At 39.7% G+C, this 15384-nt stretch carries 16 protein-coding genes and 1 tRNA gene; 8 read left to right on the top strand and 9 right to left on the bottom strand.

Translation table 11 applies throughout. The annotated features are described in order from the left end of the window. Window positions 1-6 precede the first annotated feature (6 nt). The 3 genes from CH362_RS11310 to CH362_RS11300 are packed head-to-tail and all read right to left on the bottom strand — an operon-like array spanning window position 7 to window position 3094. Window positions 7-936, bottom strand: a complete 930-nt coding sequence (locus CH362_RS11310) for an energy transducer TonB (RefSeq protein ID WP_100710457.1) — start codon at window positions 934-936, stop codon at window positions 7-9. After that, the gene (ruvB, locus tag CH362_RS11305) at window positions 914-1945 is read right to left on the bottom strand and encodes a Holliday junction branch migration DNA helicase RuvB (RefSeq protein WP_100710456.1); all 1032 of its coding nucleotides are present in this window, start codon (window positions 1943-1945) and stop codon (window positions 914-916) included. Before ruvB ends, CH362_RS11310 begins: the two co-directional genes overlap by 23 nt. 9 nt (window positions 1946-1954) lie before the next feature. Then, on the bottom strand, window positions 1955-3094 hold the full coding sequence (locus CH362_RS11300; RefSeq protein WP_165780258.1) for a S1C family serine protease: 1140 nt from the start codon (window positions 3092-3094) through the stop codon (window positions 1955-1957). Between the two features lie 93 nt (window positions 3095-3187). Between CH362_RS11300 and tmk the strand changes: the two genes are divergently transcribed. After that, complete coding sequence (tmk, locus tag CH362_RS11295) at window positions 3188-3781, top strand: dTMP kinase (protein WP_100710454.1); 594 nt, start codon at window positions 3188-3190, stop codon at window positions 3779-3781. On the opposite strand, the gene CH362_RS11290 is transcribed toward tmk, so the two are convergent. Together CH362_RS11290 and omp85 are read right to left on the bottom strand one after the other, a co-directional pair. Beyond that, window positions 3775-4119, bottom strand: a complete 345-nt coding sequence (locus CH362_RS11290; protein WP_100710453.1) for an LIC10421/LIC12816 family protein — start codon at window positions 4117-4119, stop codon at window positions 3775-3777. The two genes, tmk and CH362_RS11290, sit on opposite strands and share 7 nt — an antisense overlap. A 109-nt stretch (window positions 4120-4228) precedes the next feature. Further along, on the bottom strand, window positions 4229-5671 hold the full coding sequence (gene omp85 / locus CH362_RS11285) for an Omp85 family outer membrane protein (protein ID WP_100710452.1): 1443 nt from the start codon (window positions 5669-5671) through the stop codon (window positions 4229-4231). Between the two features lie 141 nt (window positions 5672-5812). On the opposite strand from omp85, the gene CH362_RS11280 reads away from it, so the two are divergent. Continuing rightward, window positions 5813-5884: transfer RNA gene (locus CH362_RS11280), tRNA-Arg, on the top strand. 160 nt (window positions 5885-6044) lie between these two features. Here CH362_RS11280 and vapC read toward each other — a convergent pair. Further along, complete coding sequence (gene vapC / locus CH362_RS11275) at window positions 6045-6446, bottom strand: type II toxin-antitoxin system tRNA(fMet)-specific endonuclease VapC (RefSeq protein ID WP_100710451.1); 402 nt, start codon at window positions 6444-6446, stop codon at window positions 6045-6047. Then, window positions 6443-6673, bottom strand: coding sequence for a type II toxin-antitoxin system antitoxin VapB (gene vapB, locus CH362_RS11270; RefSeq protein WP_100710450.1), 231 nt, complete (start codon window positions 6671-6673; stop codon window positions 6443-6445). Before vapB ends, vapC begins: the two co-directional genes overlap by 4 nt. A gap of 179 nt (window positions 6674-6852) precedes the next feature. On the opposite strand from vapB, the gene CH362_RS11265 reads away from it, so the two are divergent. From CH362_RS11265 to CH362_RS11240, 6 genes are all read left to right on the top strand, one after another. Then, entirely contained in the window at window positions 6853-7758 is a 906-nt protein-coding gene (locus CH362_RS11265) for an NAD(P)H-binding protein (RefSeq protein WP_100710449.1), read from the top strand. Between the two features lie 6 nt (window positions 7759-7764). Further along, complete coding sequence (locus tag CH362_RS11260; RefSeq protein WP_244280557.1) at window positions 7765-8688, top strand: helix-turn-helix domain-containing protein; 924 nt, start codon at window positions 7765-7767, stop codon at window positions 8686-8688. 182 nt (window positions 8689-8870) lie between these two features. Continuing rightward, window positions 8871-10376, top strand: a complete 1506-nt coding sequence (locus CH362_RS11255) for an ATP-binding cassette domain-containing protein (RefSeq protein WP_100710448.1) — start codon at window positions 8871-8873, stop codon at window positions 10374-10376. Window positions 10377-10446: 70 nt separating this feature from the next. Further along, the gene (locus tag CH362_RS11250; RefSeq protein WP_100710447.1) at window positions 10447-12090 is read left to right on the top strand and encodes a DUF3556 domain-containing protein; all 1644 of its coding nucleotides are present in this window, start codon (window positions 10447-10449) and stop codon (window positions 12088-12090) included. Further along, window positions 12090-13541, top strand: coding sequence for a phytoene desaturase family protein (locus tag CH362_RS11245; RefSeq protein ID WP_100710446.1), 1452 nt, complete (start codon window positions 12090-12092; stop codon window positions 13539-13541). The genes CH362_RS11250 and CH362_RS11245 overlap by 1 nt, the downstream gene beginning before the upstream one ends. A gap of 2 nt (window positions 13542-13543) precedes the next feature. After that, entirely contained in the window at window positions 13544-14185 is a 642-nt protein-coding gene (locus CH362_RS11240) for a TetR/AcrR family transcriptional regulator (RefSeq protein ID WP_100710445.1), read from the top strand. 5 nt (window positions 14186-14190) lie between these two features. On the opposite strand, the gene CH362_RS11235 is transcribed toward CH362_RS11240, so the two are convergent. Both CH362_RS11235 and CH362_RS11230 read right to left on the bottom strand, forming a co-directional pair. Then, window positions 14191-14736: a hypothetical protein gene (locus CH362_RS11235; RefSeq protein ID WP_125169720.1), complete on the bottom strand. Its 546-nt coding sequence runs from the start codon at window positions 14734-14736 to the stop codon at window positions 14191-14193. A 197-nt stretch (window positions 14737-14933) separates the two neighbouring features. Further along, window positions 14934-15371 carry a TIGR04452 family lipoprotein gene (locus CH362_RS11230; RefSeq protein WP_100710612.1) on the bottom strand — a complete coding sequence of 146 codons (438 nt, stop codon included), beginning with the start codon at window positions 15369-15371 and terminating at the stop codon, window positions 14934-14936. Between the last annotated feature and the right edge of the window lie 13 nt (window positions 15372-15384).

Here is a 15384-nt window from a genome sequence, read left to right as displayed (position 1 = left end):
ATATCTTCAGTAAAAACGAGGGAAGATAAAAGTAATTCCGTAGATCATTCCTTGTGCTTTTACATCTTCAGGGACTTTTCCGAAATTTTGTCCTTTAAGTGCATCCACACAGGATTGGTCTACAAGTGCTTGTCCTTGAGAAGATATCAGTTTTGTATCTACAACTTGGCCTGAGTCGTTTAACATAAATTGGACTTTTACTTCTCCGGGTTCTATCGCTTGCCTGATAACACGCCCTGCCCCATCGCGATAACCATAGTTTCCTCCGCCTGGAGGAGAAAAACTTTGTTCAATTTGGCGGAGCATTCTTTTAAAATATTCGTAACCTACTAACTTTTTAGTAGGAACACTCATCGAAGAACTTCCATCCCAACGAAATAACATATCTTGTTGGAAACGATAATTGAATGGGATCTTGGTCATTCTTCCGGTGGCTGGGGTTTGCTCCGGAGTTTGTTCATTCGGATTTGTAAATTCTACAGGATCCTGTTTTAGGATAGCGACTTCGTAAACTTTTTCTTCTTCTGTTTTCTTTTGAGAATTTTGAGGACTTGCCTTGGAAGGATTTCTGAAAATATTCCCCATCACAAATTCACGAAAAGGAGAAAGTGTATGAAATCCTTTCTCCTTGGTGATACCACCTGAACCCGCGGACTCTACATTAGATAGTGCTTTGTATTCGTCTTTGATCCTTTTATCAACGAACTCCTGCTCTAATAATACTTCGTAAATTTTTTCTCTTTCTGCTCTTTCTTTTACCTGAACGATTGGGTCTTCTCCCAAGATCTTAAATAGAATATTACGTGTAAATAAGTGAGCTACTAAGAAAGAGGCGAATGCAAATACGAAAAACGCGGCGAATAGAAGGCGACGATCGTCTTCTCCTAAATCTCCTGAATTATCTATTTCGCTTTTAAAAAAGGCCGGGAGCCGCATCTTCTTCTATTCTTTTGTCGAAAGCCGGAGGGACTCTGTCCAACAACTTATAAGCCTTCTCCGTGGCTACTCTGCCGGAAGAGGTTCTATTGATCAAGCCAACTCTTACCATATAGGATTCGTAATGGTCTTCCAGGGTCCTTTCTTCCTCTCCAATTACTGCCGCGATCGGTTTTAAGCCCACGGGTCCGCCCTTGTATCGATCGATCATACATTCCAAGATCTGGCGGTCCATTCTATCCAGGCCCAATTCGTCTATTCCCAGACGGGAAAATGCCTCTTCGCAGGAGGGGATCCGGATCATTTTTTCGCCTTTTACCTCTGCAAAGTCTCTTACTCTTTTGAGAAGATGGTTCGCGATCCTTGGGGTTTTTCTGGATCTTCTGCCTATCTCGAAGGCAGCGTTCTCGTCTATCTCATAACCCAGGATCTTGGAGGAACGGAGGACAATATCTTTCATTTCTGCGTCGTCGTAATATTCCAAACGGAAATGGATCCCAAATCTGCTCTTGAGTGGATCAGAGATAAGTCCACTACGAGTAGTGGCTCCTATCAAAGTGAATGGTTTTAATTTGATCTGGATGGTTTGAGCTGTGATCCCTTCTCCCACGAGAAGATCGATCATGAAATTTTCCATCGCAGGGTATAAGATCTCTTCTACCTTGCGGCCTAGGGAATGTATTTCATCTATAAATAATATATCTCTCTCTTCTAGATCGGTGAGTAATTTTGCAAGGTCTGCGCCTCGGGTCAAAACAGGTGCAGAAGTTACTACGATCCGAGTGCCAAGTTCTTGAGAAATAATACCAGCAAGTGTGGTCTTGCCAAGACCAGGGGGCCCAGATAGAAGTACATGATCCAGGGCCTGGCCTCTTTTTTTGGCGGCTCCTACAAAGACGCCTAGATTGGACAGGATCTCTTTTTGTCCTATAAACTCGGAGAATAAGGAGGGACGAAGAGATATCTCATCGTCGAATTTATCCTCCGGATTTAAGGTATGTCCTGCCAAAAGATTTAATCACTCCGCCAGCTTAACCGAAATTTTTAATATCTGGCCTTTTCTAAATACAACAATCGAAACACGTTGCCCCACTTTGGAAGCTCTGATCTTAGAAACCACATCATTTGCGTTCTTGATCTTAGTCCCGTCTATTTCGAGGATCACGTCTTCTACATCGATACCAGCTTCTGCGGCAGCGCTACCGTTCTGAACTTGGCGAACGAATGCACCTTCTGGCCCGGAAAGTTTGAGTTCTTTTGCGGTTTCTTCGGTAAGATCATCTAACGCGACTCCCAATCGAGCACGTTTAACTTTTCCGCCAGATTTTAATTCTTCTACAATCGCTTTAGCTTCGTTGATTGGAATTGCAAAACCTAAACCGATAGATCCACCACTTGGAGAAACGATCATACGGTTGATACCAACTACTCTTCCGTTAATGTCTAGAAGTGGTCCTCCTGAGTTTCCTTGGTTGATAGCAGCGTCTGTCTGGATATAATGAACTCCAGAATTATCGATACCACCTCTTCCTACTTTGGAAATCACACCTACGGTCATGGATTGTTCTAAACCGAATGGCGCACCGATCGCAATTGCCCAGTCCCCTACTTTCACAGCAGAAGAATCTCCAATCTCAATCGGCTGAAGATCTTGGTTCGCTTCTACCTTTAGAAGTGCAACGTCGATCATTGGATCTGTCCCGATTAACTTAGCGGAAACAGGTTCCTTTACATTCTTAAAAACTACTTTAAATTTATCGAAATTACGAACTACGTGATCATTAGTGAGAATATATCCTTCTTTATTGAGGATAAAACCGGAACCAAGTCCGCTCACTTTTCTTTTTTGATTTCTTACTCTACCCTGAGGTCCGTAAAAAAATTCTTGGAATGGATCATTGTATTGAGGAACATTTACTGTTCCTTCGGTGGCGATTAAAACAACACTTGGAGAAACGTTTTCATAAACTTCCTCGAATGCCTTTTGGATGGAGACTGCTGCTTTCGCAGATGCACTTGGCTCTCTATCTGATTTTGCATTTAAAAATAATGCACTGTCATTTCCTGTTCCGCAATACAAGATCGGAGAGAGGATCACTCCGGCCATTACGGATATGCCTATCACCAGGAAATTTTTGAATCTGTCGGTTTTTTTCATGGATTCCTGTCCTCGGGAATGGGATTCCGGTAGATGAGCTTTCAGCATTCGAAGCAAAACCACTCATGTCAAGTGGCTTTCGAATCCAAACGCATGGCACAAATACCAGGATTTTACGTTTTTGAAGGTTTAGACGGAAGTGGCAAAAGTACCCTATCTGTCCGAGTCTTAGACCTTCTTACCTCCAAACATGTTCCAGCAATTTGTTTTGCGGAACCAACTCGGTACGAATCCGGGCTTTATCTTAGAAAATTTTTAAGCGGAGAAATTGAACTTTCTCCAGAAAAACAAATCGAAGCATTTTTAGAAGACAGAGAAGTTTCTCTTAGCCGGAATATTCTACCTTCACTCTCCCAAAAAAAGATCGTTCTACTCGATCGATATATGTATTCTACGGCGGCCTATCAATCTGGGGAATTTTTCTCCGCAAAAGAAATCCTGAAAAAGAATTTAGACAGAGGATTTCCCGAACCCGAAAAAGTTTTTTATCTGGAAATACAACCGGAAGAAGCTTTAGCGAGATTGAAGGGAAGAGACACTACTAAAGATAGATTTGAAACGATCAGCGCTTTGACTAAGATCAAAAAGGCTTACGAAGAAATTCTTCCGGAGAATACCATCCGTTTAGATGCAAAACTCGCCACGGAAGAATTATTAAAACTAGTAACCGAAAAAATCTCTTATTGAACCAAGGATTGTTGCAGAGTTTTTAAGGTCGCTTCATGGATAGAAGCTTCCTTGTCCAGTTGAGCTGCCAGTTCTACTAACTTCTTCTTGCGAGCCTGAGAAGAATGATGTTTTGGTTCTGTAGAAGCAAGTTCTCTCAGATGAGTCGCTTCATTTCTTTTCTTTTTAGAAAGATTGGTCAGATACTTTTGAAGTGCTTCTTTTTGTTCTTGAGTGGATAAAGTTTCCACCAATGCTTTTTCGATCAGTTTTGTTTCTTCTTCTGCGGAGAAGGAAGAAAGTGCAAATGGGAACAGGGACAGAATTGAAATTAGCCCGACAAGTGATTGGATCTTCATCTTGACTCTCTTTGATTGTTCTAAGGCCGATTTGTATTTTTGGTCCGGCCGAACTCAAGTGTTTCGAAGGTACGAATCCTGAACAGCAAATTTCTATATTCTGAAATCCTTAGAAAATCTGGCCTATATCTATAAAAAGTTGAGAATCTTCTCTCGATTTAGCGTAATCTATAAGTATAACAGTGGCTTGGTTCCAGATAATCCTTAAACCTGTTCCATAAGAAAATTTATAACCTTGGGTGCTGATATCATGATATCCATTCCATACTCTACCAAAATCATAAAATGGAACAAGACTCAACGTAACCAATTGATCCCAAAATTTGAAGGCCCCAAATCTCCAACGGATCTCTAAATTTCCAAAACCTATCATAGGTGCGATAAATCTTTCCTGCCTATAACCTCTTAAAGTTTGGAGACCGCCGAGTCCGTTGATCGGCCCATCGATGGACCACATATAACGATATTCAGAAAAAGGAACCTCGCCTTTTGAATAATGAAGTCCTGCTCTTCCCGCGACCACAAGTTCTTCGAAAAGTTTCGGAAAAGGCATATAGAAGAATTTTCCTTGGGTAAAAAACTTCTCAAACTCGAAATCTGAACCAGCACGTTTGGAAGAAGAAGAATAATTCATCTCTAATAGAACACCAGAATCAGGATCCGGTTCGAAGTCTCTAGTATCGTAAGCAAGTCCTATATGGATATAATTTACATTTCCACCATGATATCCATTGATGAGCCCTGCCTGGTAATCTTTGGTTAGTTTAGATGTTCCGTTCGGATAAGGAGAACCCCAACCAGTTGCTGGATCCCTTGCTACTGAATAATAATCTCCATTCGTTGCAATTCTTCCGTTCGGATAATCGTAAGTGCGGATCACATTCTGAGAAAACTCGGGAGCAATGATCCAGCGGAAAGCTCCCCAAAAAGTTTTGTCCACAGAGAATGTAGCGGTAGAAGAACGAAATTCATAAGTATTATATAAAACATTACTTTCATACGGATAAACGGATCCGGGAGAAGAAGGTCTGCGATAGGAAAGTGCATCTTCTAAATCGGAGAAGTTACCACCATTCCTCAGTGCTCCAGTAGGTTGGTTTCGATCTCTATACTGAATTTCGCGTAACGTGTCAGTTCCAATCCCAAAATACTGAGAGTTCTTATTTGTGCTATACGAAACACTTGTCTTTAATCTATAAGCGGTATCGAAAAGAAAAGGACTATCAAATGTGAATTCGTAATAGTCTGCACCTTTTGTAGTCTTGTAAGCTTGAGCACCGAATCTATATTTGTAAGGCTGGAATTCGAAATAAGGATCCGTACGATTTCCATTTTGGTATAAAAATCCTCTGGCACCGTATCCCTGTCCTCTTACAGGATCTTCTGAAAAAACAGGAAGTCCAGTCGCATACCAACCGTTTCTTTTTTCTTTCAGTTCTTGTTTAGAGAGACGTTTGGATTCATTTAGGTCGATTGCAACCTTCTCCCCTTCCGAAAAAATCGAAACAGGGAGTAAGATACAGACTATAAAAAAATGTCGAAGGGAAAACATGCAAGCGCCTATGGGCAAGTTGAATAAGAGCAGCAAAATGTAAGCTAAAAACCTTTGAAACTTTACTGACATTTAGGTAAAATCCCTGCTCCAGGAATCAGATTGACTGCTTGGGTAAGTCACAAAAACTCACCAACATAAGCACCTATAGCTCAACGGATAGAGTACAGGCCTCCGGAGCCTGGGGTCCGGGTTCGAGTCCCGGTAGGTGCAAGGACTCGAAGCTTTTGCACGAAAGCAATTTGCAGCGATCCGTAGAGAGCGTCGCAAATGCGTCGCGAGCCAAGGATGGCGATGCGAGTGCAAAAGACGCCGTGGAGCTAAATCGAGCAGGATGCGAGATTGCGTAACGGCGAGTCCCGGTAGGTGCACTTTATAACCAATTCTCTAGTTTTAAGTCTTTAATCCTTTTGAACTCTTTTTCATTATTAGTCACAAGGATATGATCATTAGAAATAGCTTGAGATGCGATTAATAGATCAAAAGGGCCTATCGGTTTCCCCAATTTCTCTAAACTGAAACGTATTTTAGCAGCAATCTCTGATGAATTGCTATCAAACGGTAATATATTTAAATATCCGATAAAATCGGCTAATGCTCTTCTATTCTTTTCTTTATGAAGACTTTTTTCGACGCCAAAATTTAATTCAAATTCCGTAATAGAAGAGATATAGATATTCTCTAAAGCTACCTTCTTAAATTTCTTATAAACTGAATCAGGTCTTTGATTAATGATATAAATGCAAATATTTGTATCTAAAAGATACTTATTCATATAGGATCACGCCTATCATAATCCTTAGGCTGATCCCTTTCTATTTTGAAGTCAGTGGAAAATTCATTTAGAGTATTCCAAAATCCATCAACGGCATCGTTTATAGGAGTTAATACTACGTTTTCTCCTTCTTTATGGATATAGACTTCTTTGCCTTTAAATCTATATTCTTTCGGAAGACGGATCGCTTGACTGTCTCCATTTTTGAATATCTTAGCTCGATTCATATATATATTAAAATATATATTTTAAACAATGTCAAGACCTTTGTATTCCTGCAAAACGCCTACATTCACCTGAAGTTCGGCTACACGAATAATCTCTCAAAAAAGAACTTATCATATCCTAACTCGATCTGAATAGGAAATACCGCTTATACAAGCATCTCTAATTCAGGAGAATACCTATGAAGATTATTATTACAGGCTCACTCGGACATATCAGCAAACCACTTACCGAAGAATTGATCTCCAAGGGTCACTCGGTTACTGTTATCAGTAGTAAACCGGAGCGGAGAAAGGAAATAGAAGCGATAGGCGCTATTGCTTCTATCGGCAAAATGGAAGATAGCGAATTCTTATCGCAAACTTTTCAAGGCGCTGATATAGTTTATGTTATGGAAGCGATCGGCTACGAAAGCTTTTTTGATCAGAACCTGGATATCATGGATGCAATCCGTCAGATTGCGAATAGTTATAAAGTAGCCATCGAACAATCAGGAATTAAGCGAGTAATCCATTTGAGTAGTATAGGAGCACATACCAATTCGGATAGTGGGATACTTGCTTTTCATCATGAGGCGGAAAATATCCTAAAAAGATTACCGAGCGATGTTTCTATTAAGTTTATGCGTCCGGTCGGATTTTATTATAATATGTTTGCATTTATACAAACGATAAAGGCAAAAGGAGCAATCATATCCAATTATGGGGGAGATGAAATAGAGCCTTGGGTTTCTCCTTCCGACATTGCTGAGGTAATTGCAGAAGAGATTGAAAAACCTTTCGAAGGAAGAAGTATTCGATATATCGCAAGTGATGAAGTTTCTCCGAATGACATCGCTAAAATTTTGGGCAAAGAGATCGGAAAACCTGATCTGAAATGGACAGTTATCTCCGATGAAGAAGCATTGAACGGAATGATCTCAGCCGGAATGAATCCAAAAACTGCAAAAGGTTTTATGGAAATGAATGCATCCAGAAGAGGCGGAGTATTGTATGAGGACTATTTCCGAAATCGACCTAGATTGGAAAGGACCAAATTAAAGGACTTTGCTAAAAATTTTGCTTCGGCTTATGAGCGAATGAAGTAGGCTTACGTGAAAGACATTCAAAAACCATATAGAATTAAGACCATCAGCGAATTCCATCAGTTGAGAGGTTTGCCAAAACCTGAACATCCTTTGATTAGTGTAGTAGATTATGGATCTATTATACATTCTTCGGATTTTAATCTTACGAGTTGGACTCTCGATTTTTATTCCATTTCTCTAAAAAGGAACTCTGCCGTAAAAATGAAATATGGGCAGCAGGAATATGATTTTGACGATGGTATCTTGTTCTTTATGGCTCCCGGTCAAGTTTTCAGGATCGAGATAGGTAATGACAGAAAACCGGAACATGCAGGGTGGATCTTGCTCGTCCATCCAGACTTCATCTGGAATTCCGCATTGGCTAAGAATATTCGGAAATACGAATATTTTGATTACTCTGTAAATGAGGCTTTATTCCTGTCTGAAAAAGAAGAAGTCGTATTGAACGATATCGTTGGTAATATTCGGCAAGAATATCATTCCAATATCGACAAATTTAGTCAGGACATCATTATTTCCCATATTACTACTCTACTCAATTATGCGGAAAGATTCTATCACCGCCAGTTTATCACAAGAAAGATCACGAATCACAAACTCTTGGATCGTTTGGAAGAAATTTTAGTCGAATATTTTCGGGAAGGAGACTTAAGAGAAAAAGGTCTACCTTCAGTTCAATATGTAGCGGATCTATTGAATGTTTCTCCTAAATATCTGAGCGGGCTGTTAAACGTATTAACCGGCCAGAGTACTCAGCAGCATATTCATGATAAATTGATCGAACAGGCAAAAGAAAAATTGTCTACTACCGATTTGCCGATAACCGCAATCGCTTATGAATTAGGTTTCGAACACTCCCAATCTTTTAGTAAACTATTCAAAAGTAAGACAAAACTTACTCCTGTCGAATTTCGTCGTTCGTTCACTTAGCATTGTCCCAGGGGTCAGAAAAATCATATAGTAAGAACGTATAGTCGCAGAATTCCTTGCAATTTTAAAGCTTTTCCGTCAGTCTAATAATCCTCTGGGCAACCGGAGTCATATGGCATCTTAAACAAACCCATCCCAATCGATTTTCTTAATCTGCGCTTAAATCGCGCAAAGGGTTTGTTATGCAATCAAGTATCGTCGCAAATGGCGTCTCTTTCGAATTTTCGGACGGACGTATTCTATTCCAAAATCTTAATTTTTCTTTAGGACAAGAACGCACTGTTCTTGTGGGTCCAAACGGCATTGGAAAGACCTATCTTGCCAAATTGATCTCAGGAGAAATTGAAACTAGCAAAGGAAAAATTTCCAGAAATTCTGCAATCTCTTATCTACCTCAAAGAGAAAAACCGGAACGGATCACTGTAGAAGAATATTTACAGAATTATTCTTGGTCATTACTCGGAGAAAAACTTTTAACGGGTATTGATCGAAAAAGTTTCTGTGATCAATTAAGCGGAGGCGAATGGATGAGGGTACGTCTGGCAGAAAAATTGGAAGACCAATTTTTAATCCTGGATGAACCCACAAACGATCTGGACGGAGAAGCAAAAAAAGTCCTAATCCGATTCTTAAAAGAATATGAATACGGATTTCTGCTCATATCTCACGACAGAGAATGTTTAAAACTTTGTGAAACTATTTTAGAACTATCTAATTTAGGCTTAAACAAGTACGGAGGTGGCTGGAATTCCTACGAAGAAACCAAGGAAAGAGAAAGAACAAATTCGATAATCGCTCTGGAAAAAGCAAGAAGAGAAAGAGATATTGCCCAAGCAGAAAGAATAGAACAGATCGAAAAACAAGAAAAAAGAAATCGCAAAGGTGCAAAATCAGCAGCAAAAGGTGGAATACCAAAAATATTATTAGGTGCTCGTAAGAGTAATGCACAAACTACTTCCGGAAAAGTAAGTACTTCTAGTTTAGAAAAAGCAAATGAGAAGATCCGAGAAGTATATAATGCGATGGATCGACTAAAAATCGATCCGGTCATGTATGCGGATCTTTCCGGAAAAGAAATACCTTCTCAAAAACTAGTTGCAGAGGCAAAAAATTTTAATATCCGTTTTCAAGATTGGATCTATAAGGAAAATTTAAACTTTTCCTGGAAAGGAAATATTAGGGTCGCGATTAAGGGAATAAATGGATCTGGAAAATCCAGTTTATTGCAAGCATTACTTGGATCAGACTTGGAAACAAGAGGGTCAATCACATTAGGGAAATTGAATACTCTATATATAGACCAAAGATGTAATCAATTAGATGATTCTAAGAGTATTTTTGAAAATGTAAGAGATGTTTCCACTTTAGATGAAAGCGAGATCCGAAGCGGACTGGCGAAATTCCTATTTTTCAAGGACACAGTCTTTCAAAAAGCCTATACACTCAGCGGAGGAGAACGTTTGAGAGCGGCATTGGCAAGAGGACTGTTAAGTACGGAAAAAACGGAACTTCTACTCTTAGATGAACCCACAAATAATTTAGATTTAGGAAATATAGAATTTCTGGAAGGGCTGATTCGTGAGTTTAAGGCTGCAATTATAGTCGTTTCTCACGATGAGAAGTTTTTAGAAAACTCTGGGATCCAGGAAGAATTGACTATAAAACACATTCTAAATGTGACCAATTAGTCATTTTTTCTTGACATTTCTCAAGACCTCGGTATATCACTCCCTCTAAATATAGAATACGGAGAGAAAGATGTTCCTTCCTAAAGCTCCCCCCTATGATGCCTTGGCCTGGGCGAAAATGTCGTTCGCGGACAGGGCTCGTTTGTCCTGCCAAGCCTGGGCAGTCCAAGGTTATGGCTCCCCTCTTGGAGCATATATCGTTTACGTCTTAAAGATAGCATTATACATCGCTGGTTGGGTTTATTTCTGCTCTTTCAGTCCAGGGCTTGGAACCTGGGATACCATCTCTTGGTGGTTCGTTCCGGTTGCTTTTCAAAAAGCAATCGTTTGGAGTTTGTTATTCGAAGTTTTAGGACTTGGATGTGGAAGCGGTCCGTTAACAGGAAGATATTTCCCTCCTGTAGGTGGGTTCTTATATTTCTTAAGACCTAAGACCACTAAGATGCCTTTATTCGAAGGAGCTCCTATCATCGGAGGAAGAACAAGAGGGATTCTAGAGATCGTAGCTTACGCTTCGGTTTTGGTTTATTCTACTCTATGTTTGATCCACCCTGCTCCAGGATTTGAACAATTTTTGCCGATCATCATTGGTTTGGTCATTGCTGGAATATTAGATAAAACTGTTTTTCTTGCAGCGAGAGCAGAACATTATTGGGTAACTATAGTAGTATTTGCATTCGCACAGAACTGGATTGCAGGTGCGATGATTGTTCAACTTTCTATTTGGTTATTCGCAGGATTTTCTAAACTCAATTCTCACTTCCCGAGTGTAGTTTGTGTGATGGCGAGTAATAGCCCATTTACTCCTTTTGCTTGGTTCAGAAAAGCAATGTATAAAAATTATCCGGAAGATCTTCGTCCTTCTTCTACAGCAGTAGCAAAAGCAAATATGGGGATCGTTTTGGAAATGGGAACTCCAATCGTTCTATTTACTGCGATCATGACCGGTTCTCAAACAGTTCTATACTTAGGACTCGGAATGATGGTATTCCTACATAGTTATATCACAAGTAACTTCCCAATGGGAGTTCCGATAGAATGGAACTTCTTAGTAGTTTACTCCGGCTTCTTCTTGTTCGGAGCAAACCCAACTATCACTCCTTTCCAATTAGATTCTGCTCCTGTTGCTGCATTCTTATTCGTATTCTCATTAGCTCTTCCAATCATCGGAAACATCAGACCTGATTGGGTATCCTTCTTACTCGCGATGAGATATTACGCAGGAAACTGGGCAGTCAGCGTTTGGATGTTCAAAGAAGATAGTTATAAAAAATTAGAGAAACTGACCAAAACTTCCGGATGGTTGTATGACCAATTGGATATGTTTTACGAAAGAAAAGTATCTGTTGGTTTAGTAAGTAAGGTAATGGCCTTCCGACTCATGCACTTACATGGAAAGGCATTCCAAAAAATTGTACCAAAAGCAGTTAAGAACTTTGAAAAGTATGAATGGGTAGAAGGTGAACTGGTAGCAGGAATGGTCGTTGGCTGGAACTTCGGAGAAGGTCACCTACATAGTGAACAACTACTTAGATCCGTACAAGCTCAATGTGGGTTCAAGGATGAAGAACTTCGTTGCATCTTTATAGAAGGTCAACCATTAGGAAAATCTACTATTAACTACAGGATCCATGACGCTGAAAAAGGTTTGATAGAAGACGGAAAGATAGAAGTTGCCGATTTGAAGGAACTCCAACCTTGGCCGACTAAATAATGGATTTCAGTTCCGAAGAATATGATATTTGTATCATAGGATCCGGCCCGAACGGATTGGCAGCAGCCTCCGTTTTGGCGGGTTCTGGACTTTCAGTTTTAATATTGGAAGCTTCGGATACGATAGGCGGCGGCTTACGAACTAAAGAGTTAACCTTACCAGGTTTTCATCATGATGTTTGTTCCGCTGCTCATCCTATGGGAATTTTATCTCCTTACTTAAAAACACTTCCTCTGGAAAAACACGGACTTAAATGGATAGAACCAGAAGCTTCCGTGGCCCACCCTCTGGATGGAGAATCTGCAGTATTACTAAAATTATCATTAAAAGAAACTGCGAAAGAATTAGGTGCAGATGAAAAATCCTATATAAAACTGATCTCACCATTTCTAAAAAATCCAGAAGGACTTTTGTCTGATGCATTAGCTCCTCTTGGCATTCCAAAACATCCTTTTTTATTAGGAAGATTCGGACTGTTAGGCATTCGATCCGCAAAGTCGCTCGCAAACTCTTGGTTTAAAGAAGAAAGAGCAAAGGCATTATTCGCAGGTTGCGCCGGACATTCTATCTTTCCATTGGAGAAGTTCTTAAGTGGAGCGCTTGGACTTTTGTTCTCTTTGACAGGGCATGTTCGTTCCTGGCCGGTAGTACAAGGTGGATCTGCAATGATAGCAAAATCTCTGGAGTCTTATTTAAAAGTACTCGGAGTAAAATTCCAAACGAATTATAAAGTTTCTAGTTTATCACAACTTCCTAAAACAAAGGCAATTCTTTTTGACACAAGCCCTGATCAATTAGGATCGGTTGCAGGAAATACATTATCTTCTTCTTATATTAACAGAATCTCATCTTATAAATATGGGCCAGGTGTATTCAAAATGGATTGGGCCTTGGATGGTCCTATTCCTTGGAAAGATCCGAATTGTTTACTCGCTTCTACAGTCCATGTGGGCGGAAAACTATCTGAAATTGCGAAAGCAGAAGCAGAAGTCTGGTCAGGAAAACATCCTGATCGTCCTTATATGTTGGTCGTCCAACAAAGCCAATTTGATGGGACCAGAGCGCCAAAAGGAAAACATACAGGCTACGCGTACTGTCATGTGCCTTCTGGTTCCACAAAGGATATGGCTGAAGTTTTAGAAAATCAGATCGAAAGATTCGCGCCCGGATTCAAAGACAGAATATTAGCCAGACATTCAATGAATACTAAGGATTTTTATTCTTATAATTTAAACTATGTGGGTGGGGCAATCACAGGTGGAGCAGCAGATCTTCCTCAGGCATTCTTTAGGCCAATCGCAAGAATGAATCCTTATACCACTCCAAATCCTCATATTTATATTTGTTCCGGTTCCACACCTCCCGGAGGAGGAGTGCATGGAATGTGTGGATACTACGCAGCCAAAACAGTATTAAAAAAAATTCATAAACTAAAATCGATTCGTTATTAAAAATGAAATTAGAAACTTCCGGGTCCAGAAGACAGGACAATAAAACAAAAAATAGGAATGCGATCCTAAATGCAGCCCGTAGGGTTTTCGCTACAATTGGATTCGAGGCATGTTCCACACGAGAAATTATCCGAGAAAGTGGTCTTGCTCAGGGCACATTCTATAATTATTATAAAGATAAGGAATCCGTAATGCAGGACATCGCGGATGAATTAGCGGAAGGGATCCGAAAAGGAATTAGAGAAGCGAGAGCGAAAGCAGAAACTCCGCTGGCTTTTTTGAGCGATGCTTATTTTGCAGTTTTTCATGTAATGATGCAGGAAAGAATTCATTTGGATCTATTAACCAGGAACAGAGATATTATTCGTGGTTATTTATTCCAAGGTGGTTCCATGACTTATATCTTAGAAGAATTGGACAGTGACTTGGAAAGGATGGTAAAGTCAGGAGGTTTCCCTCCACATCCAATCCGGATTACTTCCGTGATGATGGTTGCCGCTGGCTTCGAAGCAATGGTTCTTCTTGCAAAGGAAGACGGTTATGATCTTAGAAAATTGTCCGATTATCTAGGTCTTCTTTTCCAAGGTGGAATACATAATGTTTCGAAGGTAATCCAGGAAGATAGAGAGTTGCTCGGCGGGTAAAAAACTTACGAATCGAATCCTAGATTACAACTCGGCTCAGGTTCTCCTGGACGATTTTGTACAATTTCAAATTCGAATTCGTAACCGCGAGCCCATCCATCAAATACTTTTTCTGTACCAGTCCACTGGGGTTGATATAATTTTTCTCCAGTTTTCTTATCGAATATCGGGACTACTTTCATCCTTACAGAATCATCTTCATGAAGATCAAACTCGCGTTCGACCATTCTTTCTCTTGTATCTTCAAAATCAGAAATATGAAATCTAAACTTATTTTTTCCGGGGGGAAGAGGCATCCAATATTCGCAATCGTATGCAAAGCTCATACGTCGATCACCAAATAGAATTTGGTCAATTTTACTCTTAGATAGATCATCTTTCTTATTTATATAACGATCTTCCGGAGGGTTAATGCTTCGAGGGATACGATCATTCTTAGAATATGGGAAATGCACATTTGGATCGAACCAGGTCACACCAAACCCAAATGTATTATGTTGAAAGAAGACCCAATCGGGCTCATAAGCCTTTCGATTTTTATAGTTTTTCACTTCAAATTTTAGATAATTCTGATGAAATTCCTTTGGTCTCCACCCATCAGGGCTCTCTGATATGCAGAATAAATGTATCGCGCAAATGCTTATGAGTAAAATTAAAAGCATTCGATCTTTCATATTATATATATCGAAAATCTTTTCTGAGGCAGACAGCGATAATCGGAAGAAAATCGAATTAAAAAATATTTATATCAGCTACCGCTATTCGAACTTTTACCAAGATTCTGATCCAGGAACATATCGTTGGGACTCAAACGACAAGTCCTGTTGGTTAGATATGTTGTAAATGAATCATAATCCAATGCGACTCCTAAGAATTGGATTACTTGAGCGCAATTGTCCACGTCCTTCTTTTTATAATACTTGGATTCATCTAGACTAAATACAGCCTCATCTATAATAGAAGCAGTAATAACCTGTGTAGCCACTAAAGAATCCAATTGTGATCCAGTATAACCTTGCTCAGTAAAAGCAGCATTTGCTGTTAAATAATCCCCAATTTTTGCCGCTGCCAATAATTTTTTCTTTGCTTCATCTCCCTTATAAGTATCAGTTATTCCTAATGTATCTACTGCGACACAATTCGCAACGGAAAGTATAATCAGGATTGTGATATAGAATCGTTTCATTGTTTTCATTTAC

It is taken from the genome of Leptospira saintgironsiae (genome assembly GCF_002811765.1).
GTDB lineage: Bacteria > Spirochaetota > Leptospiria > Leptospirales > Leptospiraceae > Leptospira_B > Leptospira_B saintgironsiae.
The sequence above is the reverse complement of the archived record's forward strand: the minus strand, read 5'-3'. Positions and strand labels throughout refer to the sequence as shown.

Coding starts and splice junctions, on each gene's coding strand:
- CH362_RS11300 (WP_165780258.1), bottom strand. CDS start 3,094: ATGAAAAAAACCGACAGATTCAAAAATTTCCTGGTGATAGGCATATCC.
- CH362_RS11265 (WP_100710449.1), top strand. CDS start 6,853: ATGAAGATTATTATTACAGGCTCACTCGGACATATCAGCAAACCACTT.
- CH362_RS11290 (WP_100710453.1), bottom strand. CDS start 4,119: ATGAAGATCCAATCACTTGTCGGGCTAATTTCAATTCTGTCCCTGTTC.
- vapC (WP_100710451.1), bottom strand. CDS start 6,446: ATGAATAAGTATCTTTTAGATACAAATATTTGCATTTATATCATTAAT.
- CH362_RS11230 (WP_100710612.1), bottom strand. CDS start 15,371: ATGAAACGATTCTATATCACAATCCTGATTATACTTTCCGTTGCGAAT.
- omp85 (WP_100710452.1), bottom strand. CDS start 5,671: ATGTTTTCCCTTCGACATTTTTTTATAGTCTGTATCTTACTCCCTGTT.
- CH362_RS11310 (WP_100710457.1), bottom strand. CDS start 936: ATGCGGCTCCCGGCCTTTTTTAAAAGCGAAATAGATAATTCAGGAGAT.
- CH362_RS11250 (WP_100710447.1), top strand. CDS start 10,447: ATGTTCCTTCCTAAAGCTCCCCCCTATGATGCCTTGGCCTGGGCGAAA.
- tmk (WP_100710454.1), top strand. CDS start 3,188: ATGGCACAAATACCAGGATTTTACGTTTTTGAAGGTTTAGACGGAAGT.
- vapB (WP_100710450.1), bottom strand. CDS start 6,673: ATGAATCGAGCTAAGATATTCAAAAATGGAGACAGTCAAGCGATCCGT.
- CH362_RS11240 (WP_100710445.1), top strand. CDS start 13,544: ATGAAATTAGAAACTTCCGGGTCCAGAAGACAGGACAATAAAACAAAA.
- CH362_RS11245 (WP_100710446.1), top strand. CDS start 12,090: ATGGATTTCAGTTCCGAAGAATATGATATTTGTATCATAGGATCCGGC.
- CH362_RS11255 (WP_100710448.1), top strand. CDS start 8,871: ATGCAATCAAGTATCGTCGCAAATGGCGTCTCTTTCGAATTTTCGGAC.